Origin of the sequence: Brevibacillus sp. 7WMA2, from assembly GCF_010748895.1 — a bacterium.
In the GTDB taxonomy this organism is placed as follows: domain Bacteria; phylum Bacillota; class Bacilli; order Brevibacillales; family Brevibacillaceae; genus Brevibacillus_B; species Brevibacillus_B halotolerans.
In genome coordinates this window covers 5,211,127-5,233,393 of record NZ_CP048799.1, presented here as the reverse complement: position 1 = coordinate 5,233,393, position 22,267 = coordinate 5,211,127, and the positions used below count along the sequence as shown (strand labels likewise).

At 41.1% G+C, this 22,267-nt stretch carries 21 protein-coding genes, 1 tRNA gene and 1 pseudogene; 5 read left to right on the top strand and 18 right to left on the bottom strand.

Going from position 1 to position 22,267, the window contains the following annotated elements; all coding sequences use genetic code 11:
* Positions 1 to 2: 2 nt before the first annotated feature.
* The 14 genes from yhbY to GOP56_RS22535 form a co-directional block, all read right to left on the bottom strand.
* Positions 3 to 293, bottom strand: coding sequence for a ribosome assembly RNA-binding protein YhbY (gene yhbY / locus GOP56_RS22600; protein ID WP_003338267.1), 291 nt, complete (start codon positions 291 to 293; stop codon positions 3 to 5).
* A complete protein-coding gene (gene aroE, locus GOP56_RS22595) occupies positions 294 to 1,127 on the bottom strand; it encodes a shikimate dehydrogenase (protein ID WP_254068507.1) in 834 nt (277 codons plus the stop codon). It abuts the gene before it with no gap.
* Between the two features lie 107 nt (positions 1,128 to 1,234).
* Positions 1,235 to 2,374, bottom strand: coding sequence for a ribosome biogenesis GTPase YqeH (gene yqeH, locus GOP56_RS22590; RefSeq protein ID WP_121473696.1), 1,140 nt, complete (start codon positions 2,372 to 2,374; stop codon positions 1,235 to 1,237).
* Positions 2,353 to 2,880: a YqeG family HAD IIIA-type phosphatase gene (locus GOP56_RS22585; RefSeq protein WP_003338270.1), complete on the bottom strand. Its 528-nt coding sequence runs from the start codon at positions 2,878 to 2,880 to the stop codon at positions 2,353 to 2,355. The genes yqeH and GOP56_RS22585 overlap by 22 nt, the downstream gene beginning before the upstream one ends.
* 311 nt (positions 2,881 to 3,191) lie before the next feature.
* Entirely contained in the window at positions 3,192 to 3,545 is a 354-nt protein-coding gene (locus tag GOP56_RS22580; protein WP_003338272.1) for a thiol-disulfide oxidoreductase DCC family protein, read from the bottom strand.
* A gap of 1 nt (position 3,546) precedes the next feature.
* The gene (dinB, locus tag GOP56_RS22575) at positions 3,547 to 4,614 is read right to left on the bottom strand and encodes a DNA polymerase IV (RefSeq protein WP_163246694.1); all 1,068 of its coding nucleotides are present in this window, start codon (positions 4,612 to 4,614) and stop codon (positions 3,547 to 3,549) included.
* A gap of 73 nt (positions 4,615 to 4,687) precedes the next feature.
* Positions 4,688 to 6,046, bottom strand: coding sequence for an MATE family efflux transporter (locus tag GOP56_RS22570; protein WP_003343138.1), 1,359 nt, complete (start codon positions 6,044 to 6,046; stop codon positions 4,688 to 4,690).
* A gap of 219 nt (positions 6,047 to 6,265) precedes the next feature.
* A complete protein-coding gene (locus tag GOP56_RS22565; protein ID WP_003338276.1) occupies positions 6,266 to 6,865 on the bottom strand; it encodes a nitroreductase family protein in 600 nt (199 codons plus the stop codon).
* Positions 6,866 to 6,930: 65 nt separating this feature from the next.
* Positions 6,931 to 7,566, bottom strand: coding sequence for an NAD(P)-dependent oxidoreductase (locus GOP56_RS22560; protein WP_064018392.1), 636 nt, complete (start codon positions 7,564 to 7,566; stop codon positions 6,931 to 6,933).
* A gap of 271 nt (positions 7,567 to 7,837) precedes the next feature.
* Positions 7,838 to 8,566: a gamma-glutamyl-gamma-aminobutyrate hydrolase family protein gene (locus GOP56_RS22555; protein ID WP_163246692.1), complete on the bottom strand. Its 729-nt coding sequence runs from the start codon at positions 8,564 to 8,566 to the stop codon at positions 7,838 to 7,840.
* 16 nt (positions 8,567 to 8,582) lie between these two features.
* Positions 8,583 to 10,208, bottom strand: a complete 1,626-nt coding sequence (locus GOP56_RS22550; protein WP_003338279.1) for a peptide ABC transporter substrate-binding protein — start codon at positions 10,206 to 10,208, stop codon at positions 8,583 to 8,585.
* Between the two features lie 555 nt (positions 10,209 to 10,763).
* Positions 10,764 to 11,246 (bottom strand): peroxiredoxin family protein, encoded by a 483-nt coding sequence (locus GOP56_RS22545; RefSeq protein ID WP_101667700.1) that lies wholly within the window; start codon positions 11,244 to 11,246, stop codon positions 10,764 to 10,766.
* 15 nt (positions 11,247 to 11,261) lie between these two features.
* Positions 11,262 to 12,395, bottom strand: coding sequence for a conserved virulence factor C family protein (locus tag GOP56_RS22540; protein ID WP_163246902.1), 1,134 nt, complete (start codon positions 12,393 to 12,395; stop codon positions 11,262 to 11,264).
* A gap of 213 nt (positions 12,396 to 12,608) precedes the next feature.
* Complete coding sequence (locus GOP56_RS22535; protein WP_163246691.1) at positions 12,609 to 13,259, bottom strand: hypothetical protein; 651 nt, start codon at positions 13,257 to 13,259, stop codon at positions 12,609 to 12,611.
* Positions 13,260 to 13,615: 356 nt separating this feature from the next.
* On the opposite strand from GOP56_RS22535, the gene GOP56_RS23540 reads away from it, so the two are divergent.
* Entirely contained in the window at positions 13,616 to 13,786 is a 171-nt protein-coding gene (locus tag GOP56_RS23540; RefSeq protein ID WP_003343153.1) for a hypothetical protein, read from the top strand.
* 470 nt (positions 13,787 to 14,256) lie between these two features.
* On the opposite strand, the gene GOP56_RS22530 is transcribed toward GOP56_RS23540, so the two are convergent.
* Positions 14,257 to 14,345, bottom strand: a tRNA-Ser gene (locus GOP56_RS22530).
* Between the two features lie 275 nt (positions 14,346 to 14,620).
* Between GOP56_RS22530 and GOP56_RS22525 the strand changes: the two genes are divergently transcribed.
* Both GOP56_RS22525 and GOP56_RS22520 read left to right on the top strand, forming a co-directional pair.
* Complete coding sequence (locus tag GOP56_RS22525) at positions 14,621 to 15,868, top strand: CynX/NimT family MFS transporter (protein ID WP_163246690.1); 1,248 nt, start codon at positions 14,621 to 14,623, stop codon at positions 15,866 to 15,868.
* A gap of 197 nt (positions 15,869 to 16,065) precedes the next feature.
* Positions 16,066 to 16,425 carry a L,D-transpeptidase gene (locus GOP56_RS22520; protein WP_003338287.1) on the top strand — a complete coding sequence of 120 codons (360 nt, stop codon included), beginning with the start codon at positions 16,066 to 16,068 and terminating at the stop codon, positions 16,423 to 16,425.
* Positions 16,426 to 16,995: 570 nt separating this feature from the next.
* Here the strand turns inward: GOP56_RS22520 and GOP56_RS22515 are convergent.
* The 3 genes and pseudogenes from GOP56_RS22515 to GOP56_RS22505 form a co-directional block, all read right to left on the bottom strand.
* Positions 16,996 to 17,439: an OsmC family protein gene (locus GOP56_RS22515; RefSeq protein ID WP_163246689.1), complete on the bottom strand. Its 444-nt coding sequence runs from the start codon at positions 17,437 to 17,439 to the stop codon at positions 16,996 to 16,998.
* A 217-nt stretch (positions 17,440 to 17,656) separates the two neighbouring features.
* Positions 17,657 to 18,103: a GNAT family N-acetyltransferase gene (locus GOP56_RS22510; protein ID WP_096886986.1), complete on the bottom strand. Its 447-nt coding sequence runs from the start codon at positions 18,101 to 18,103 to the stop codon at positions 17,657 to 17,659.
* Between the two features lie 182 nt (positions 18,104 to 18,285).
* Positions 18,286 to 18,579 (bottom strand): annotated as a pseudogene (locus tag GOP56_RS22505) (sigma-70 family RNA polymerase sigma factor); the annotation flags it as partial.
* Positions 18,580 to 18,809: 230 nt separating this feature from the next.
* On the opposite strand from GOP56_RS22505, the gene GOP56_RS22500 reads away from it, so the two are divergent.
* Together GOP56_RS22500 and GOP56_RS22495 are read left to right on the top strand one after the other, a co-directional pair.
* The gene (locus GOP56_RS22500) at positions 18,810 to 20,564 is read left to right on the top strand and encodes an NTTRR-F1 domain (protein WP_163246688.1); all 1,755 of its coding nucleotides are present in this window, start codon (positions 18,810 to 18,812) and stop codon (positions 20,562 to 20,564) included.
* Between the two features lie 775 nt (positions 20,565 to 21,339).
* Positions 21,340 to 21,744: a DUF3221 domain-containing protein gene (locus GOP56_RS22495; RefSeq protein ID WP_163246687.1), complete on the top strand. Its 405-nt coding sequence runs from the start codon at positions 21,340 to 21,342 to the stop codon at positions 21,742 to 21,744.
* Positions 21,745 to 22,267 lie beyond the last annotated feature (523 nt).

Here is a 22,267-nt window from a genome sequence, read left to right as displayed (position 1 = left end):
CCCTATGGTAGCACGATCGTTTTATTTTCTTTTGACTCTTTGTACAAAACAACGGTATGACCGATTAATTGTACCATTTCCGCACCTGCTCCAGTTGCCAAATCTTCTGCCACTGCATGCTTGTCATCCATATTATTTTGCAAAATGGAGACTTTAATAAGCTCGCGTACCTCTAGAGCCTCTTGAATCTGCTTTACCATATTTTCATTTACTCCGCCCTTCCCTACTTGAAAAATAGGCGTAAGGTGGTGAGCCATAGAGCGCAAATAACGTTTTTGTTTACCAGTTAGCATTTAATTTCCTCCTTGTTGCAAATGCTGCAACACAATTTCTCTCATTTTGTCAGTAGGCGCCGCTTCACCTGTCCACAGTTCGTAAGCCAGCGCCCCTTGATTTATAAACATGCCAAGACCTGAGTGATGGGTTGCTCCGATTTCTTTGGCACACTGTAACAATTGTGTTTCTAATGGGTTATAGATTAAATCGCTTACGATTAAATCAGGCCGTAAGCATTTTCTATCTACAGGCATTTCATGAATATGAGGGTACATTCCAATAGAAGTCGTATTGATTAAAAGGGTGCTGTCTTGAATTGCTAGCTCCGCATGAGCAAATGAATATACACGTATAGGGATTTGAGACCCCAGAGCCATCGCCAATAATTCTGCACGCTCAAGTGAGCGATTCACAATCCGAATTTCTTTTACTCCACGTTCTACCAATGTACATGCAACTGCGCGAGCGGCACCACCAGCACCTAATAGCGTAACCGTCTGCTCTGTTAAATCAATCCCTGTTTCTTCTAATAACGAGCGAACATACCCTGTTCCATCCGTATTATATCCAATCAGGGTGCCATCTTCATTTACAATAGTATTAACGGCTCCAATCCGTTCTGCCAAGGGATCAATTTTATCCAAATACGGAATAACGGCTACCTTATGCGGTATGGTGACGTTAGCGCCTCGCATGCCTAAAGCACGAATAGCCTCGACCGCTTCTTTAATCTGATCATCATTAACTTCGAAAGCTGCATAAGCAAATGGCAATTGTTTTTGTTCAAAAGCCGTATTATGCATCACTGGAGATAAGGAATGTCCTACAGGACGTCCAAACAGCCCAACCATTGTCGTTTTACTATGTAACAGGAAGACCCCTCCCCCAAGTAAAGTTAGAAAAGCCCCTCCGCAAAGAAGGGGCTTGCTTGTTGTTCAAGTGATCGACACAGACTTGATTAAATTAAGCCTTTTCGTAATCCGACACTTACACCCTTTGGCACATGTACTTCTACGACCCCTTTTACTTTTCCCTGAAGCGCAATCCAGCCAAGCCCAGCAATAACAATATCAGTTGGTCCATTTGTATCAATTTTTAGCGTATAGCGGGTAAATGGCAATAACGCTTTAGCCGCTTCTCCTGAAGGTGGGGCAAGCATCTCCCCATGATGCTTCTCCAGCACTTCTTCCGCATTATCTAATTTTGTACGGTGAATGTACAGGTCATTAGCCAAATAGCAAGCAAATGGCTGACGTTCTCCCCTTACATAGTCAACGCGAGCCAATCCACCGAAGAACAACGTCTGTTTATCGTTTAATTGGAAGACGCGCGGATTAATCCGTGATTTCGGAGTAAGTTTGCGTAAATCCTCAGGTGACACAAGATGACCAATCTGATCACGATTAATAATACCAGGTGTATCAAATATAGAACGTCCATCCTCTAGAGGAATTTCGATCTTATCTAAGGTAGTTCCTGGGAAGGGCGATGTGGTGATTTCCATGTCCGCTGCACCGTAATCGTGTAAAATCCGATTAATCAGCGTGGATTTACCAACATTCGTTACCCCTACAATATAAACATCGCGTCCTTTGCGGAATTCACCAATCCGAGCAAGTAGCTCATCAATCCCTGTTCCTTTTTCCGCACTCACGAGAACCACTTCATTCGGCTTTAAACCACGTTCTTTCGCTTCATGCTGAATCCAGTTTTTCACACGATTAAGATTAATATTGCGCGGTAATAAATCTACTTTATTTCCGACCAACAAGATTGGATTTTGTCCAACAAAGCGCGGCAATCCCCGTAGCCAAGAACCTTGGAAATCAAATAAATCAACTACCATAACCACTAAGCATTTTGTGGAACCAATTCCATTTAAAATACGGAGAAAATCATCATCATGCATTTCTACAGGCGCTACTTCATTATAGTGTTTAATGCGAAAACAACGCTGACAAATCACTACTTCACGCTTCAATGCAGAAGCTGGTGCATAGCCTGGCTTCGCTTTATTTTCTGTCTGTATTTCAACTCCACAGCCCGCACAGCTAACTGGGCCCTCGAAGTCCTGATTTACTTCTTGTTGTTGTACCACGAAATCATTCCTTTCTTGCTCATCCAGTGCAGGGCAAGTCGTTCCATTTTCCGGTTAAATCGCGTAAAAAAACCATCCGAATTTTTAACTGGAACAACCAAAATGGTATGAAACCCTAAAAGGTTGCCGCCCAGCACATCTGTAAACAATTGATCTCCAATAACGACTGTCTCCTCAATGCGAACATTCATAATTTCAATCGCACGTTTAAACGCCTGATTGGTAGGCTTTCGCGCAGCTGGAATATAGTGGCATTGTAAGGGTTCACAAAAGTGTAAAACCCTTGCCTTATTATTATTGGATACAACCGTCACTTGAATTCCTGCTTCATCCAAACGCTTAAACCAATTCATTACCTCTGGAGTAGCATCAGGTGTATCCCATCCAACTAACGTGTTATCCAAATCAGTGATTACCGCTTTGATGTTACGTTTTCGGAGTTCATCTATATTAATGGAAAAGATGGATTCCACATACTCATTTGGGGTTAACTTCTGTAACAGCAAATGCCCGTACCTCCCGTTCACCGTTCACTGGTCTTGCATGCACCACGAACGAGATATCGGGACTAACTATACCATATTTGGAAGGCTTGTTGCAAAACAAAATCAAATCTGCTATAAAGAAAGGTTCTCTTTTTCAATTAATTTGCAAACCCGCTCTGTTGGCCGCCAACAATCAAAACGATAGGAAGGCTTCGTCTCATACCCGAGCCTACCACAGGAGTACGTGGTTTTATCACCCTGACCACCCTTGTGCACACAAAAATGCTGACATGTCGCACAGCAATGAAACCGATTCGTATCAGCCATCTCGTTTATTCCTCTGTTCTTCCAAACCAATGATATCGATTTCGGGCAACCCAAGCATATGCTTTTTCACCGAAATAAGCAGCACCGGGCAAATAAAAGAACGGGGATAACCAGCAAAAATAAGTAAGGGCAAGCAATTTTCTCACTGCATAAAATGCTCGCAGACGTTCTCCTGAGGGAAGAAGGACCTCCATTGCTTCTCCGCATGCTTTATCCTGTAAATCACAAGCAGGCGCTTCCTCGTAATGACGCCACTCTATCTGATGCTTTTTCCCAGGTAACAATAAACTAGTTAACCGTTCACGAATAAAGCAGCACATCTTGCAATGCTCATCATAATAAACAATAGTCTTACTCATGTTACATTCCTTCTTTCCAAGCGGGGAGTGAAAAAATACTAAGCTGTTCAAATCTTTCCTTCTGTTCCTCTTTCCGCAGAAAATTAGAAAAGCCGACACCAATCAATCTAACGCCGCTTGAGAAATCAAATTCGTCCAATAAAAATTCTAACCATTCCTCCCAGGATGTTCCTGACATTACTTTACGCTGTTTGCTTTTTGTTGTGAAGTCAGTAAATCTTACTTTTAGCGTGAGGGTTTGAGGATGTACCCCCTCCTGCTCCGCTTCTTCTTTTATATGAGCAAGTAATTCACGGGCAATTTCAGCGATTCGGTCACGCTCCTGCAAATCGTACACTAGGGTGGTTTCACGGCTAATGGATTTTACAGGGCGATCCATTTCAATTTCTCGTTGATCAATTCCGCGTGAACGCCCGTATAGCGCATGTCCCCACTTGCCAAATAGTTGAACCATTTCCTCTACAGACAGCTCCCACAAATCTCGAACTGTCTCAATCCCCTTTTTAGATAAAACCTCCTGCGATTTTTTACCTACACCATGTAAAACACTAATTGGTAACGGAGCCAGAACATCCAAAGCATTTTCCGCACGGATAATGACAAAAGCATCTGGTTTTTTCAAATCACTGGCGATTTTGGCTAGAGACATATTGTAGGATAACCCGATACTACAGGTAAGGCCCGTTTCTTGTTTAATACGTCTTTTCAACTCTTTGGCAATGGGAACTGCGTTTTCGTAATGGGACACATCTAAGTAAGCTTCATCTAGTCCGATGGGCTGATACAATTCCGCATACTCGGTATAAATCCGTCTAATTTCCTCGGATTTTTCATGATAACGAGCGAAGCGACATGGAACAAAAATACCCTGTGGACATTTTTTTCGTGCAAGAGCAACTGGCATAGCAGAACGCACACCAAACGAACGGGCCTCGTAGCTGCAGGTAGCTACTACGCCCCGATTGCCGGTGCCTCCCACAATGACAGGCTGATTCCGCCATTCTGGATGATCCAGTTGTTCTACGCTAGCATAAAATGCATCGATGTCCACATGAATAAATTTTTTCATAGTCGCTTCACCCAAACATATATTCTCATCCGATTCTATTGTTATTATAGAACACTGGGTGTAACGATTCAATTCACTTCGTTGGGCTATTTGCATTTTGAGTAGTATCCCAGGGTTTGTTTACCCATCTACGCATGGCAAAGCACCCGCGGAACCATTCATCCATTCCTTGTGCAATCCATACCCCAAGCAAACCAAGTCCAAAATAGATACCAAGCGTATAACTAAAGACTACCGCAATCCCCCACATCGCAAAAATGCCGATGATTACAGGGAATCGAACATCACCAGCGGACTTTAACGAACCCATTAAAACAATGTTCATCGCTCTACCTGTTTCGGTAAGGACCATAATCCACAAAACAGGGAGGGCTACAGCAATAATAGCTGGGTCAGTCGTAAACATTTGTAAGATCGGCGAGCCTAACAATGCGATAATCAGTGTCGTGGCAAACGAGGCACACATTGAAATTTTTAAGGTGCGCATCCCTCGACGTAATGCCTGATCGTATTGTTTCCCGCCAATATAACGGGCCACCAGCAACTGTGTACCTTGTGCAATCGCTAATGTAAATAGATAGCAGATCATAGAAATATTCAATACATAGACACGTGCTGCCAGCGATGCAGTTCCCATCATCGCAATAAATCCTGTAATGATTACTTGTGATAGCTGGTAGGACAAATTTTCACCAGCCGAAGGAATCCCAATCGCTAAAAGGCCTTGGATGTCCTTTTTTCTTACAATAAAGATATCTTTAAATCGAATACGTAAAGCAAGCTGACGAAAAACCAAATATATCAAAGCACCCACTGCAAAGGCACGTGCGACCACCATTGCCCAAGCTACGCCAGTCACTCCCGTAATAGGCAATCCAAAAATACCGGTAATCGCGATAACATTACCACCTACACTAATCATGTCCATCAACAGGGTAACCATCAAGGAGTCCTTCGTATATCCATGACTGCGAAGTACAGCACTTAAAGCTAAGGCAATTGATTCTAGAAACAAGGACGCCCCACAAATTTGTACAAACAAAAGTCCATAGGTAAGAACATCTCCTTCAAGCTCAAAAAGACCAAGGAATTGTTTACCAAATATTACTACAATTGCAGCAACAACCATTCCAAACCAAAAATTTAAGCCAAAAGCAGATCGTGCTAGCTGTCTTGCCTGATCTAATTGATTAGCTCCTAGTCTTTGACCAATCAAAATAGTCGCACCAATTGACGTCACGTTAAAAATTAAAATAAAAATATTTAAGAGCTGATTTGCCACGCCTACACCTGTAGCTGCGTCATCGGAATAATGACTCAGCATCAGAGTTGCAATAATCCCCATCCCCATATGTAGCGCTAATTCAAAGAAGATCGGCCACGTAATTTGAAATAGAGTTTGACGCTGATATTTGTTTGTTTCTGTGTTCACATTCATCCTTCTTTACTCCATTGACATCGATTCATTCTCAAAGATTTGTTCATTATAACGCGATGTTAGGTGGATGGGAATAGAGATAAGCATGCAGACAAAAAAAAATGAGCTACCCACAAGGTTAGGTAGCTCCCATTTATCTTTTTTTAGGTTTTCTCCACTACACTGTTCATTACGATCAAGGAAATCTTACATTCTTATATGTTGCTGTGTTGCTTATTTAAATGTTTTAAAACGCTCATCTAGTGGTTTGAATTCTTTTTCGTTAGGAGCCATTGTTGGTTGACCAAATGGCATTTGAGCAATTAGTTTCCAATGAGCTGGAGTATTCCACTCTTTTCTCACGTCTTCATCAATTAATGGATTGTAATGCTGCAAGGTAGCTCCTAAGCCTTCCATTTCAAGAGCAGTCCAGATAACAAATTGATGCATACCAGAAGATTGTTGAGACCAAATAGGGAAGTTATCTTTATAAAGCGCAAAATCCTTTTGCAATTGCTCTACAACTTGTTGGTCTTCAAAGAAAAGCACTGTTCCGTAACCATTACGGAAAGATTTCATTTTTTCTTCAGTTGGAGCAAAGTTGTTATCCCCAACTACCTTACGCAATGCTGCTTCTGTCAAATTCCACAATTTATCATGTTGTTCTCCTAATAGAAGCACAATGCGAGCTGTTTGGGAATTAAATGAAGATGGCGTATGCTTTAGGGCAAATTCGATGATTTCTTTGATTTTATCATCTGAGATGCTTACTTCTTTGCTGATACCATAAATAGAACGTCTTCCTTCAACTGCTGTATAGAAATCTTTTGCCATGGTAGATGCCTCCCTGTTGTTAGAAAAAATAATGCTACTCAAAACATTGCCCTAATGGCGTCAAGTTATACAGACGCAACAGTGAAACGTTTGTTTACAAATTGTGGATTTTCAAGCTCGTCTAGTACTGCAATCGCATAATCCTCCATGCTGATAGAGCTTTCACCTTTTGCATTTACCAATAAATTGTCTTCCCCTTTTTGATAACGCCCTGTGCGCTCACCTGGTTCAAACATGGCTGATGGGCTCAAGAAAGTCCATTGAGGTAGATTGGATTGCTTTAGAATCTCTAGATTTTTGCCTTGATTTGTCGCTGTAGCCAAATATTCTTTAGGGAATTCTGGTGTTTCAAATAGACGAACCGTTTTCGCTTCATCTACAAACAAGCTTCCCGCTCCTCCAACTACAAATAGCTTTGTTTGTGGAGCATTTTTTAGCGCTTCAATCAAAACATTTCCTGCTTCCACATGTAAATGTTCTTCGCCTGGTTTTGCACCAAAGGAATTAACAACAACATCAAATTTATTTAAATCCTGAGTAGTTAGGTCAAATATGTCTTTTTGTAGTACAGCTACCTTTTGGTTTTGATCAAGCTTAGATGCATCGCGTACAATAGCTGTCACTTCATGACCTCTTTGCAATGCCTCTTGCATGATCAATTTTCCTGCTCTTCCTGTTGCTCCAATAATAGCGATTTTCATAGTATAGGCCTCCTTATTTAGGAATCAAATATCAAACACGGTGCTCATTTGAATAAATCAGATCAGATCAAGTCATTGGACAACCGCTCTTCTTGTAACTATTTTAGTTACAACTAAACCTTTTGTCAAATGTTTTTTTTAGATTGCCCAAAATTAGTCGATTTGTGCATAGAACCTAACAAACTTTTCCCTTATGTTACGCTTTATATCTAGCAAAAAAGCGCGTAAACAAAGGAATCCCTCGTTCCTTGTTCACGCGCTTTCGTTTTCCTTATGCTTCTGTTTGCTGGTTCACTAGCTGTACAAACGCCTTACAAATCCCAAGCATTTGTTCGTCATGCATCCACATACGTTCAGGATGCCATTGGACTGCAATTGTGCGACCATCTTCGCTTTCAAAGCCTTCAATGACCCCGTCAGGAGCCACAGCCGTCACACGGTAACCTGTAGGCAATGTTTTAACAGCCTGATGGTGAGAGCTATTGACTAAAACGGTTTCAGATCGTAAAGCCCTCTTTAAAAAGCCATCTGACACCTGAATGTAGTGAGAGCCGTACTGCTTTGAACCAATTTGCTGATGTTGCAACGCGTTTGGATATGCACACTCGATATCCTGAATCAGGCTACCCCCGACTGTTACAGCTATCATTTGTGCCCCTCTGCATATTCCAAGCATCGGCTTACGTGCACGTAATAGAGCACGGATTAGTCGGAGCTCGGCTTGATCACGTTCGTAGTCCACTTCACCAAGCCGTTGATGAGGAGCTTCTCCGTAGAGATGAGGGGCAGGATCAACGCCACCAGTCAAAAGCACAGCGTCCACAGCCTCAAGCATCTCAGCAATTGGATAGAATTCCTCGTGTATTAACGGCAAAAGAAGCGGTATTCCTCCGCTTCTGATAATGCCTTCCACGTAACAATGACTCGTGTAGAAAAAATGATCCACACGATTGTCTGAAACATACATTTTGGAACTAGCGATCCCGATAACCGGACGCAAGCATCTCGCTCCCTTTCTACTCGCGACGGGCGTATTTATAATCGACGAAGCCTAGTGCGTCGATGACTACGCCTTTCACATCATCCTTTTGTAACCATTTATATGTGTAATAGTAGATCGGAGTGACTGGCATTTCATTCATGAGCATCGTATCAGCTTGTTTTAATAGCTCCCTACGTTTCTCCTGATTACCTTCTGCTGAAGACTTGGCTAAAAGCTCGGTATATGTTGGGTTAGACCATCCAGATTTGTTGCTACCACCTTCTGCTTTAAATACCTCCAAAAAATTAATTGGATCATTAAAATCACCAATCCAACTAGCACGTGCAATTTGGAAGGAGCCTTCCTTCATCGCTTCACGTACTACTTTTAACTCCATGTTTTTCAGTTTCACTTCTACGTTCAAGGTTTTGCGCCATTGATCCTGTATAGCTTGCGCAAGCTTTGCATGTAACTCATCCGTATTATACAAAAGCTCGATTTCCGGTAATTTTGTCAGCTTCTCTTCTTTTAAGCCTTCTGCTAACAGTTGTTTCGCTTTCGGAATATTATTATCTGTAAAATAACCACTAGGGTTTAATGACATGGATGGAGGTAGGATTCCAAGTGCCGCTGTTCCCCCCGTTTGCACAATGTTATCAATCAGTGCCTGACGATTGATCGCATAGGCAAATGCTTGACGTATTTTTTTATTGTTGAATGGAGCTTTTTTGGTGTTAAATACATACCAGTACGTTCCCGCGGTCGCTTGGGTATGCAATTTATCTTTTAATGCACCAATCGCATCTGACGGAATATCTCCTAGGGGAGAACCAGACCAATCTAGCTCGTTGTTATCATACATGCTCAATTCTGTTGTAGAATCCTCAATCATGTTAAACTCTAACTTTTCCAATTTTACATTCGCTTTATCCCAATACGTCGGATTCTTCTCAAATGTAATCTTAGATTTATGCTGCCATTCTTTCATGATAAATGGGCCGTTTCCAACTAGTGTGGACGCATTATTTGCCCATTTCTCATTAGCCTCTACCACCTTCTGGTTCACTGGATAGTAGGTCACGGAGGACAGTAACTCCAGGAAGAAAGGAGTTGGATTTTCTAGCTGTACCTCCAGTGTCTTATCATCAAGCGCTTTTACACCTACTTGATCTAATGTTACCTCTTTGGCATTGGCCTTTTGACCATTCTTAATATAATAAAGCTGGTAGGCATACTCAGAGCCTGTTTTCGGATCTAGGACACGTTTCCAAGCATATTCAAAATCCTTAGCGGTAACCGCATCACCATTTGACCATGTAGAGTTGCGCAATTTGAATGTATAGGTTTTCAAATCGTCTGAAATCGTATAGCTCTCTGCTACTGATTCATGCAGCTTGCCATCCTCGCCCAAACGGAACAAGCCATCAAAGGCGGAGCGGGCAACAGCCATGGAAATGGCGTCCTGTGCTAAACCTGGGTCAGCAGTTGGCGGTTCGGTTTTAATATTGAGGCGTAATTTCTGTTCCTTCGTTCCAGCATTTGCTGTCTTTTCAGGTTTAGAAGTTGAATCGGAACTGTTTGTACTAACTACACCACACCCCGCTAGCACGGAAGACAGAAGCAGGATAGTACAGAGGGAACGGATGGGAAATCGCTTCATCGGTTTACACTCCTCATTTTTCAAATAGCAAAAAATCATTTCGATCTTTCTTCACGAGGTTCTCAAGGAAAAGCACTTTACCATTAGAGTAAGAAATCGAATTTTTGCATAATCATTCATACCATCAACGGTATATTTTCTTGTCCTAATGCGCTTTTCGGCTCATGCCCTCAGTGAAAACTTTTTATTATTATAGTGGATTCGTTTATTCATGTATATACAAATGTAATCAAACGATGGTGATATTTTCATGATAATATCACTTGGAGCACAGATGCTGGAAATGACGGAAAAGGCTGGTGGCCAATGAGGAATCTATATAAAGTATCTTTCTACGGGTGAATATTTTATGCATAAAGAAAACAATCTTGTCTATTCAGCTAGTCTTGAATCAATCAAAGACCATTTTACCTAGCTTACCAATAGTTTGTTTAGCGATGTACTTCTCTAATCCATGTTGTAAAAGAAATAATCTGATTTCAACACAAAAAGACGCTCGTAACAACACGAACGCCTTTTACTACTACCGTTTTTTCAACTTATGATTGGGGCTTGCTATGGCTCCGCTATGAGTCTTTGCACTTCCTCTAGCAATTCCTCTACGCCTGGTCTGTCAAACTGAGAACTGCCGATATAGGCATAGCGGATAACCTGTTCCTTGTCCAATAAATACGCGCTCGGAACAGCAATCCGAAAAGAATCCCATTTGATAGGAGTAAACACCTCATACGCTTTTATTACTTCACGAGTTGAATCTGAGAGCATGGGAAATGGCAGCTTGGTGCTATCGGCATACTGCATGAGATTTTGTAATTTTTGACCCGCAATAATAACAATAGGTACACCTAGCTTGTCAAAACGAGTACAGGCCGTCTGTAAGGCTTCCAACTGTCTACGACAATTCGGACACCAGGTTCCCCGAATAAATAAAAGAAGCAAAGGCTTACCCGCATATTGATCTAGCCTGATCGTTCCTTTGGTGGATTCCAGTGCAAAATCTGGAGCTTTATGCCCGATTGCTAAACCTTTTTTCCCCATATGATTTCCCCCCCTCTACTCTCTTGAGCGGTTCGTCATTTGTTGCCACACTGTCCCGCTTGCTTCTTCTCCACCCTCGATTCGCTCAATAGCTAATTTAATTTGCAAGCTAATTTCAAACTCCCTATCCTCTTCAGCTTGGTGTAGAGCTGGCAAGGCTGATTCATCGCCTACTTCATATAGAAAACGAGCAGCACGCCAACGAACTAATTTATTGGAATCACGCAAAGCTTCGATCATCGCTGGGATCGCTTTAGGATTCCCTAAGTCAGATAAGGTGTCACCTGCTGTTCTTCTAACGGAAGGTGAAGCATCCCGTAAGGCTAGATACAACAAAGGAAGAACTTCTTCTGTCCCAATCATCCCCAAATAAACAACAGCCAAGCGACGTATAGACGCTTTCTCATCCTCCAATGCTTTTTTCATCAGAGAGAGGTCTTCTTCCGTTGGCTCCATTCGCTCTAATACAGCATAGCGTTTACGCCAATCAGGATCGGTAAACATTTCTATCGTCACCTTTAGCAGTGGTTGTGGTTTTGGCAGCTCCTGTTGTCCCCCTTGAGCTAATGCTACCTGCAGTAACGCTTGTAAACGCGCCTCGTCATAAGCAGCATCTAATTCCTGTGCTACTTCCTCACCGACTTCCTTTGCATTTCCATAACGTGCGCCTTGCTCAACCCACTGACGCTCTGTAATTAAGTTCGGGGAACTAACTCCAGCCTGCATGGCCATTTTTGCAAACCGTTCTGGAAGTCCCGTACGGGTTTCTTCTCCATTTGCAATAACCTTTACCTGCATAGGAATATCTCTAAACATTTGTACATATACTTGTAATTCGCCAAAGGCAGGTGCTTCTTCCTGATTATGAGCCCAATCATTGCTACTCATTTCTTCGGCACCCAATATCTCTTTCGCTTCTGCTAGTATTGGTTGCCAAGCTGCATTTGACAATCGTTCTAATGCAATAAAGTCTACAACCTGAAAAACCCCTTTCACTCCTTCAATACCTAACAGCTTTTGGATATACTGCGGGGCCTGTCCTTTTGTTTTTTGGGTAAAATTATGTTGAACACCATTCGGAAGCTGTTCATCTAACGTCAGCTTCATGGTATTAGGACTTGGTGTTGGTTCAATGGAGCGAATTTTCATTAGCTCAACTCCCCCTTTTTTCATGATAAGTGATTGTCTCAAGTAAGCGATATCTCCAGCGTTACGCATGCTTTTCGCTAGTATAGCATAGGATAATCCAGCCAATAAAACTTCACTGACAGTTTGGAGCATCTTTCGTTGCTTTTGATTGTTCATTTATGTAAGACAAAAATGGGTCACTTTCTCACCCATTTTTACTGTTTGTTATTCTCCCTATTGAACTAGCAATTCGTATGTTACCTCTGTCACATATGGGTCTGGCGTATCAGGAAGCTTCATTTTACCACGTATCTGTAATTGATGAACTCCAATGCTTAATGGTTTTAGCATGAGCCAAAAGCCATCGGTAGCTGCATTCGCCTTTTTACATGTACCAACAGGAACCTCTATGTCAAGAAGATTATCATAAGGTAGCTGAATGGGGAAAATTGGAGAAGAAACACGATACACTTCTGTTTTTATTGGATATCCATCCAAAATAACGTTTGCTTCTACAATATGGTCTGCTAGATATTTTGCACCACCGGATAAATCTAGGGGCATTCCTGTTATTTTCGGTAAAAGAAGGTCATTACTGACTGCACTACATACGGGGAAAAAGATCGGCTTTGTATGTGGAATCGTACATGTACGATTCGCTGGGCGTCCACTGTAACTTCCAGCCAAAAACCAAACGGGTCTTTCGTGTTGTTTCATTTGATACACTTCTGAGTAGTCGCCAGTTAGGTCCAATAATGGATGAATAGCCTTTGGAATGGAAAAAGCCCATTGCCACCATTCTATCGCCCAATCACTATAACTTTTATAAGACGGTTGCGAAGTCGGAGGAAAGACCCGCGGGTCAACAATAAGTTTGTGACTCATTGATTTCACCTCCTACCTTATCTTATTTCAATGTACATGAAGCGAAACGGCAGATGGTGAGGTTCGATTGTCTTTTTTGCCTTTTTAAAAAAAACAGGGCGTAAATGGTATCTTTTTTCTTTTTTTGGAATAGAATAGTTCGTGCTGTTTTTAGTATCACACTAGCTATCTCCCTTTTACCAATCATGATATTTTTTCTAAATGTTCAAAAATAATTAACAATTACCTCCTATCTTTTTCCTTATTTTGGATCATAATAGGAAGTAGAAAGCCTCTTGTATTACCAAACTTTTTGAAACTTATTTGTTTCTGCATCGTATAAACAAGTAAGAATATAAATAGGAGTTGAAAGAGTGATGAGGACGTACACATTTTTGTTCGAAACAAAAACGAACAGATGGGAAGAACGTGTAGAAGCGAACAGCATGTTGGACGCCGCTCGCAAAGCAAAGGTATTGGCTATTGAAAAATCAAAAGCCCTAGCGACCAAAATTATGTTCTCCTTTTACCACGTTCGAGCAGTATAAGAAGCTATCTTCTTTGCAATAGATATGGCAGGTGATCCACAACATGTTATCAGCAGCATATGTCCAATGAAACGCTCCCTTTTATTTAGAAAGGGAGCGTTTTGCTATATACAAAGCTGGTATTATCCTCAATTTTTCTATTTCGCCTTCAGATGATAGCAGATCCAATCAGACGCTACATTCTTGATCTGTGTCAGGAAACATATACTAAGGTAAAGAGTACTGATCAAAAACTTTAGCTATGCCTTTTTCTTGTCTTTATGCTCATCATGCTATGTAGAAGGGCGAGTATTTGTTTTAGGAGGCATTTCTGATATCGTAAGTAGTTTTTTATCTCCTTTCTTCAAATCTAAGCGCTCTAGTAATTCTAGTAGGAACGGTCGTCATCACCTATATTGTTATCTTAGACGCCTATCTTATAAAACACAAAAAAACCGATGAATTATCTTCATCGGCTTTTCTATAAAGTATGGCGGAGGGAGAGGGATTCGAACCCCCGTGACGTTGCCGCCTAACGGTTTTCAAGACCGCCCCGTTATGACCACTTCGGTATCCCTCCGTGTAGTAAATGTTGGTAACAACCTCTCAACAAAATCTATTATAACTGATGTAAATTTATTTAGCAAGAGTGAAATAAAATTTTTTTATATTTTTTTGAAGCACTAAAAAAACGCTTAGACATGTATGAACCTTTCTCTTTGAGTCAATATCCATTATATGGTACCATCTACATTATATTATCATCCCAGATGCAGACACCATGGAGGCAATCGCCTGCTCATCTATAACTAGACCACAGCAGATCCTATATGCTTGGGAAGGAGACAGGATTAAATGAATACGCAGCCATATAAGTCGAATCGTATCCATGCACATCAGTCCAAAATCCGGACAATCCTTACCGTTCTCGGAATTATTTTAATTGCCGCCAATCTCCGTGCTGCCATAACAGCAGTTGGACCTCTGATTGGTGATATTCTTCATACAACAGGTCTATCTGGTACTACTGCTGGAATGTTAACTACCCTGCCTTTAATTGCTTTTGCAATCCTATCTCCTATTACCCCAAAACTAGCCCGTCAATTTGGTATGGAAAAAACTTTATTTATTGGGCTACTTGTACTTAGCCTAGGTATTCTCTTACGCTATTTTCCTTCAACTGTTTTTCTATTTGTTGGTACCGCTTTGATTGGGTCAGCAATCGCAGTCGGAAACGTCTTGTTACCCAGCCTGATCAAACGTGATTTTGCCCATAACATTGGAATTATGACGGGCGCTTATTCTCTATCAATGGGGATCTTCGCCGCACTAGCATCTGGACTTAGTGTACCGATTGCACACGGATTACAGGTTGGGTGGAGGGGCTCGCTATTCAGTGTGGTCTTTCTGAGCATTGTGGCTACATTGATATGGATTCCTCAGCTTCACTCTCTACATATTCCGCAAAAATCATCAATAAATAAGGTGTCTGGAAAAAGCATTTGGCGTTGTCCTCTTGCTTGGCAGGTCACACTCTTTATGGGCTTGCAGTCATTAGCTTTTTACGTAAGTATTTCATGGTTACCGGCTATCTTAATCGAGCGTGGCTATAGTGCCGAATCAGCAGGATGGATTTTGTCTCTCATGCAATTTATCAGTTTACCAGTTAGTTTTATTGTTCCAATGATAGCTAGTCGCAGTAGGAATCAGAGTGGACTAGCCGCTTTCGTTTCGCTGCTTGGCATGATTGGCTTTACTGGGCTTCTTTTAGGTAATAGCGCTTTGTTGTTTCTATGGATTATGTTTATTGGATTAGGGCAGGGTGGAAGTATCAGTCTGGCTCTCACTATGTTTGCCCTGCGCGCTCCCAACGTTATGGTATCAGCAGAGTTATCTGGTATGGCCCAGTCAATAGGGTATACACTAGCAGCTTGTGGTCCTATTTTGTTTGGATTTTTACACGATATCACGAATGATTGGAATCCTTCTCTGCTTGGGATTATTGTGGTTATTTTCCTACAGCTACTCGTGGGTCTAGGTGCAGGTAAAGATGCTTATGTAACACAGCTAGATACATCGAAAAAAACTAGTCATTCCTCATAAATAAGGTCTGAAATAGGGTAAGCTCCCATAAGCTTACCCTATTTCTCGTTCATATTCCGAATCTAAATCAATCCTGGTAGGGAGTTTTTCGATCTTTTCTTTGTTCAAGCTATCCTTAGAATCATACACAAGGATTTGTTACCCTTTCACTTTTTAAGCATAAAATGTATAACGCTAAAGGAAGGGGGTGATGTCTTTTGTCTTATCACATCCATGTTTCCATATCTAAGCGAAAATTATATTTATTCAATGGAAACAAGCTCGTTCGATCATACCCAGTAGCTTTAGGTAAAATCGCTACATCAACACCGTACGGGAATTTTACCATTATTAGCAAAGTCCCTTATCCATATTCTTACCCAGGCGGTCCCTTAAGTGCGTTTGGTACATATTGGATGGGTCTGAGCAAACCTCACTACGGAATCCACGGTACCAACAATCCAGCCTCCATCGGAAAATATGTATCACACGGCTGTATTCGTATGTATAATCGTGACGTAGAGACCCTTGCCAAACTAGTGCCAATCGGAACACCTGTCTATATACGTAGAGAGTGATCATAAAACCATTGAGTCGTTCAGAATCTCTTCTTTCTCAACATACGATTCTGTTATCGAATGTTTTTTTCTTTGCGGATATTTTGCTCTCTTTCCATAAATGTGTACGTTTTCCTTCGATATGAACATGCTCCGTGAACCTTGTCCCACAACTTAGTCAGACAATTCGGACATCTGTATCTTTGGCGTTTTACCTCTATTTTTCTTGGCTCTCCGTCTACAAGATCGTCGAATACCTGAATGCGGCTTTCGGTTTTGTGAAGCTTTTGGTTCTTACAAACTGGGCATCTTTTAGGAGGTTCGGTGTAGACATTCATTAGTAACCACACTCCTCATCGAAGTATTTAATTGAAAGAAGTTATATCTTATTTTATTTTAATCTACTACCAAAAGTAAACCTAATTGTAATTTCTTTTGTTACATGGAAGATCTTCTTACTATCAGGAGACTAGTAATTTAACTGAGTCGATTCCTGTATAGCTATCATCTTATCGTTATATTTATAAAAATGAAAAAGCACCTGTAAGAGGTGCCTTTACAACCGCTAGTATCATTTACGTATTTTATAGATCAGGCTTCAATAATAATTCCGTTTAATTTTAGGTCCACCGGATTAGCAATTGTGTCTCCAACTGGACAAGTTCGCTCTAAAAATTCTACAAATGATTCTACTCGTTCTTTTGGAGCATCTGTTTTGACATGAAAGGTGTATCTGATCTCAGAATATCCACGACGAACATCAGATTTATTCATGAAACCATCTGTATCGAGATCACCTTCTACCTCTACCCAAAAATCATCAAGATGAATGTCAAATTTTTTGGCATATACTCTAGCAACGATAGATTGGCAGGCACCTAATGCGGAAAGCACCACTTCTACAGGATTCATTCCAGTATCAGTCCCACCTAAGCTTTTTGGTTCATCAATCGTCAACTCAAAATTTCTGGAGCGGGCTTTAACGACCATTCCATCTTGCAAATGTGAAGTTGCTTTGAATGTTTGAATAGGCATTCTGAACACTTCCTTATCATTGAATAAATGACTGAATAATCAAATTATACCACTTTTCCTCTGATCATCCTAATGTAAATTTAATGGCCTTTAACACCTTTATCTACACATCACAATTACAAGATTTCCAGACTGACCAAGACTAGCATACATGTAATATTTTTGGATTCCTCTCGAACGAGATTTCATTCGTTCATCATGAACCATACTTATTTGTCTATTTTTCTAATAATGTAATAAAAACATTAGGTGCAACTTCAATGTCTTGCACTTCTATAAATCCAAACATCGAATAGAGCTTTTTCGCCGGAATATTCTTTGCACCAGTACTAACCGTTGTTTTCTTTCCTTTGGCCACATTCTCTATTACATAACCCACCAAGCTTCTGGCTATGCCTTTTCGAAAATGGTTGGGATGAACCACTAATCGACAGATTTCCAAATGATTTTGATCCACTGTATAAGAAATAACCCCTGCTAATTCTTCCTCTAACAGATAGCCTAAAAAATTTTCATTGCATGTACGAATAGTTTCAACTGTGTCTTTTAACTGAGGAATTCCGTAAAAATGAATGATCTCTGCCTCTATTTTATATGCAGGAATTTGTACGTTAAGAATTTTTTTAGCTATTTCTTCGTCGCTTACATGAAGATTCGTAATCATATGCCACATCCCTTATATTCTTTTCCTTATACGTTAAGTAAACCATCAATAAAAAAAGTTTCAATACTTGAACTTTTCTATGTATTAGTTCTAAGCATGTAAATAACAAAGGTACGGATCAATGATGAAATTTTTGGGGGAGTGTTCGATTGACGTTTCTCTTGTACTCCCCCACGATCAAATCATCTCCCGCCCTGCGTCTGTTTCGTTCGATAAAACTCGTGAAACAGCTTCATCAATGCTCTTTTTTCAATACGAGATACATATGAGCGAGAAATCCCCAATTCACGCGCTATTTCCCGCTGTGTTTTTTCCTTGTCTTGATCTAGGCCAAAACGACCGATGATGACCTCTTTCTCACGTTCATCTAAAATATGAATATGCTGATAAATCTTATTGCTTTCCAGCTTTAGCTGGACCGCATCTACTACCTCATCTGTTTCTGTGCCCAGAACATCTATCAGGGTAATTTCATTCACCCCTTGAGGTTATCTATATGATCAGTCCCTCTTTGTAATAAGCAGAGCATCGCGTGACATGTTTATTTTTATCGAATTCCCTTATTCATTCGATTTTTATTTTCGGGTAGCTGTACACGTTTTCAAATTTGTATTTTTATCTAGTGGTACTAGCCCTTTCTTAAATAGGAGAGTCAACATATAATGCTTCAGTACCAATAAACCTTATTATGGAAGTGGTGATTTATTTGCCCTTTAGTAACATAGTTGAAAATGGTAATTTTGAATCAGGAACTCTGTTGCCATGGAGTTTTACAAATGCGGCGATTACAGATTTACAGAGTCACAGTGGTTTTTTTAGTGCATTATTATTTGGAGGTACAGCTAATAGCTTATTGTTTCAAACAGTACCTGTAACACCTGGAGATAGTTTTGAATTGTTTTTATCTATTGCAAAATCAGGAAATTTAATAAGCCCGCAGGTAAATATTGTACTTATTTATTTAGATGCAGCAAACATTCCTGTTGGCATTGGACTTAATCTGACAATTCCCGTAGGCCACCTTCCGGATAATACAGCTAATATATGGACTACAATATACGAAACAACAGCTGTTGTACCAGCTACAGCTATTGAAGCATTACTTATTATTAGTAAGGTTCCTGCACTATCTACAGCAGACGTGATTCTTGATGACATCGAATTGTTACAGACTAGTGGAGGGATTACTGGAGCTACTGGGGCTACCGGACCGACTGGTGACACTGGACCGACTGGTGACACTGGACCGACTGGCGATACCGGGCCGACTGGCGATACCGGACCAACTGGTGATACCGGGCCGACTGGCGATACCGGGCCGACTGGCGATACCGGGCCGACCGGTGACACTGGGCCGACTGGCGATACCGGGCCGACTGGCGACATCGGACCGACTGGTGATACCGGGCCGACTGGTGATACCGGGCCGACTGGCGATACCGGGCCGACTGGTGATATCGGGCCGACTGGTGATACTGGACCAACTGGCGATACCGGGCCTACCGGCGATATTGGACCGACTGGCGACACTGGGCCGACTGGCGATATTGGACCGACTGGTGATACCGGACCGACTGGTGACACTGGACCGACTGGCGACATCGGACCGACTGGCGATATTGGACCGACTGGTGACACCGGACCGACTGGCGACACTGGGCCGACCGGCGATATTGGGCCGACTGGCGATATTGGACCGACTGGCGACACTGGGCCGACTGGCGATATTGGACCGACTGGTGACACTGGACCGACTGGCGACATCGGACCGACTGGCGATACCGGGCCGACTGGTGATACCGGGCCGACTGGCGATACCGGGCCGACTGGCGATACCGGGCCTACCGGACCTACCGGCTTTACTGGGCTAACTGGCTCTACTGGACCGACTGGGGCTACTGGACCAACTGGCTCTACTGGACCAACTGGACCAACTGGACCAACTGGGGCTACTGGACCAACTGGGGCTACTGGACCAACTGGCTCTACTGGACCAACTGGACCAACTGGGGCTACTGGACCAACTGGGGCTACTGGACCAACTGGCTCTACTGGACCGACTGGGGCTACTGGAAGCTTTTCAAATTTCCAAGTTTCAGAGAATAATCCCAATACTAGTGGTAGCTCATCCATTGCATTAAGTAGCACTCCAACCACATTAAAAACAATCACTATCACAGGAAGTTCCGCATTAAATCGCATCTGGCTAAATGGAGCAATAGGTTGGCAAAACGGAGCTAGTAATCCAATCATCCAATTTCGAATAATGCGTGGTACAACAGTCATCTATAGCACTGATGATCAAAGAACAGGAGCAAATTCGTTGGGTACCACAAGTATAAGTCATGTTGATTTAACCCCTGGAACCGGTAATGTTACGTACTCGATTACCGCCCATATTGTTGGTGGCGGTTCGGCAACGGTAATCGGGGGGATCACCTTTACGGGAGCTTTATTATAGTCATGAGCGTTTTCAAACAGCCACTCAATCCTGAGCGGCTGTTTTATCCCTTTTTCATTCTCCATAAAAATGTAAGGTCTATATACCACTCAGGTTTAATGAAAATCTGATTTATTCATCCTAAAGTAAGTTCACGCTCTATTCTATACAACGTATGTAAGCTTTTACTTATATTGAAGATATCTTCACACAGCTTTACTATCAGGCTCCATACGAGCAAAAATCGCCGGTTTTACTACATCACATAGTAGAACCGGCCTTCCTTATAAAGGATGCTAAAGAGGACAATTTTCAATGAGATAGGCTTATTTTACAGAGATTGATTGACGGATAACAAGGTTTGTGCAGATGGAGCTATTAGTAAAAAGAATAAAGAGTTAATAGAATTATCCATAAAGCTTAAACCAAATGTACTGAATGTATTTTTATACCACAATAAGGGGTGTCTAAAGGAATAATCCAACAAACAACAAACAGGAGTTTCTTAAATTGAATACTTGAAGAAAACCTCCTGTTGCTTACCTTACATTGTGTACTATCCTAACCCAAAAACAAATAATTTTCTTACCTTATACATCAGCATCCATTTCCGAATGCTCAATAATTTTGAATGATTTTCTATTTATACATGGCAATCTAATTTAGAATTTTCCTGATATCCCTTATCATCCATAAATTTGACTAATTTGTTAAATATTTGAATACATAAAGGTTTTGCGACACAGGAATAGAACCCCTACTATGTACGGATAAAATTTAAGGAGGATATTTGATTATGAAAATTTCAAAAAACAAATTAGTAACGGTAGTAACCACTCTTGCAGTAGGCTTTGGATTCACAATGGGGGTAACACCTGCTTTTGCGGATTCAAATCAATCCTCTTTACAGCATTCCTCTATTTCTGCTGTTGAGCAAGAGGAACAGCTACCGTTCACTGGCTACGTTATTTCGATTGATGACATATACATGGTTGTAGCCAATACTTCTACAAAAGAAGAAGCACTTTCTTATCAAGATAATTGGTGGGAATTAGCTTCTCAAAACAAAATTTTAAGAGTCCCTGTATCTGCTGGTGACCATTATGTTCTGGGTGAAAAGTTGAATGTATTTGCTAAAGCGTGGACTTTGTCAATTCCTCCAATCGCAATTGCACCTACGATTGAAAGAGTAGCCGATTAATACCATACTGTTGTCTTGTCATTTTTGTATGTTAGAAAAAAATCCGACCTAAAATTTTCTGGTACGATGTATTATTAGCAAGACAAAATCTCCTAACAGCAACCAGCAAGGGAGTAAGTCATGAGCTCACTCCCTTGCTGATGGGTATATAAATCTATGTAATCTCGAATAGCCTATTTATCATGTATTAGGTATTCGTCTATCTAAGAAGTATGTACCCTTTGATAGAAAAAGTAATAAGCATCCACCTTGGGTGCTTATTTTTCATTCTTATTTCTTTTTCAATCTTTCCTCGTTAGCAACACATATTTGTTCCTGATGAAAAAATTTTATTATTTGTATCCAAATATTTCAATCTGTGTTATATTAGTGTCTGAATATTACAAAAAAGGTGGTGACATAATGAAAAAGTTTGTGACTATTGCATTTGCTGCATTTTTAGTGTTCTCTATTTCTACTAGTTCATATGCAGCAGCTAAACCTATGTGTGGATACCCCCAAGGTTGTGAATTAATATTTTAAT

Bases quoted from the DNA above. Each gene is read 5' to 3' on its own strand.
- GOP56_RS22540 (WP_163246902.1), bottom strand. From the start codon at position 12,395: ATGAAAATTCGCTCCATTGAACCAACACCAAGTCCTAATACCATGAAG.
- GOP56_RS22565 (WP_003338276.1), bottom strand. From the start codon at position 6,865: ATGGCAAAAGATTTCTATACAGCAGTTGAAGGAAGACGTTCTATTTAT.
- GOP56_RS22515 (WP_163246689.1), bottom strand. From the start codon at position 17,439: ATGCCTATTCAAACATTCAAAGCAACTTCACATTTGCAAGATGGAATG.
- GOP56_RS22580 (WP_003338272.1), bottom strand. From the start codon at position 3,545: ATGAGTAAGACTATTGTTTATTATGATGAGCATTGCAAGATGTGCTGC.
- yhbY (WP_003338267.1), bottom strand. From the start codon at position 293: ATGCTAACTGGTAAACAAAAACGTTATTTGCGCTCTATGGCTCACCAC.
- GOP56_RS23540 (WP_003343153.1), top strand. From the start codon at position 13,616: ATGAGGACGTACACATTTTTGTTCGAAACAAAAACGAACAGATGGGAA.
- aroE (WP_254068507.1), bottom strand. From the start codon at position 1,127: ATGGTTGGGCTGTTTGGACGTCCTGTAGGACATTCCTTATCTCCAGTG.
- dinB (WP_163246694.1), bottom strand. From the start codon at position 4,614: ATGAAAAAATTTATTCATGTGGACATCGATGCATTTTATGCTAGCGTA.
- GOP56_RS22550 (WP_003338279.1), bottom strand. From the start codon at position 10,208: ATGAAGCGATTTCCCATCCGTTCCCTCTGTACTATCCTGCTTCTGTCT.
- GOP56_RS22545 (WP_101667700.1), bottom strand. From the start codon at position 11,246: ATGGGGAAAAAAGGTTTAGCAATCGGGCATAAAGCTCCAGATTTTGCA.
- GOP56_RS22535 (WP_163246691.1), bottom strand. From the start codon at position 13,259: ATGAGTCACAAACTTATTGTTGACCCGCGGGTCTTTCCTCCGACTTCG.
- GOP56_RS22495 (WP_163246687.1), top strand. From the start codon at position 21,340: ATGAAAATTTCAAAAAACAAATTAGTAACGGTAGTAACCACTCTTGCA.
- GOP56_RS22525 (WP_163246690.1), top strand. From the start codon at position 14,621: ATGAATACGCAGCCATATAAGTCGAATCGTATCCATGCACATCAGTCC.
- GOP56_RS22510 (WP_096886986.1), bottom strand. From the start codon at position 18,103: ATGATTACGAATCTTCATGTAAGCGACGAAGAAATAGCTAAAAAAATT.
- GOP56_RS22560 (WP_064018392.1), bottom strand. From the start codon at position 7,566: ATGAAAATCGCTATTATTGGAGCAACAGGAAGAGCAGGAAAATTGATC.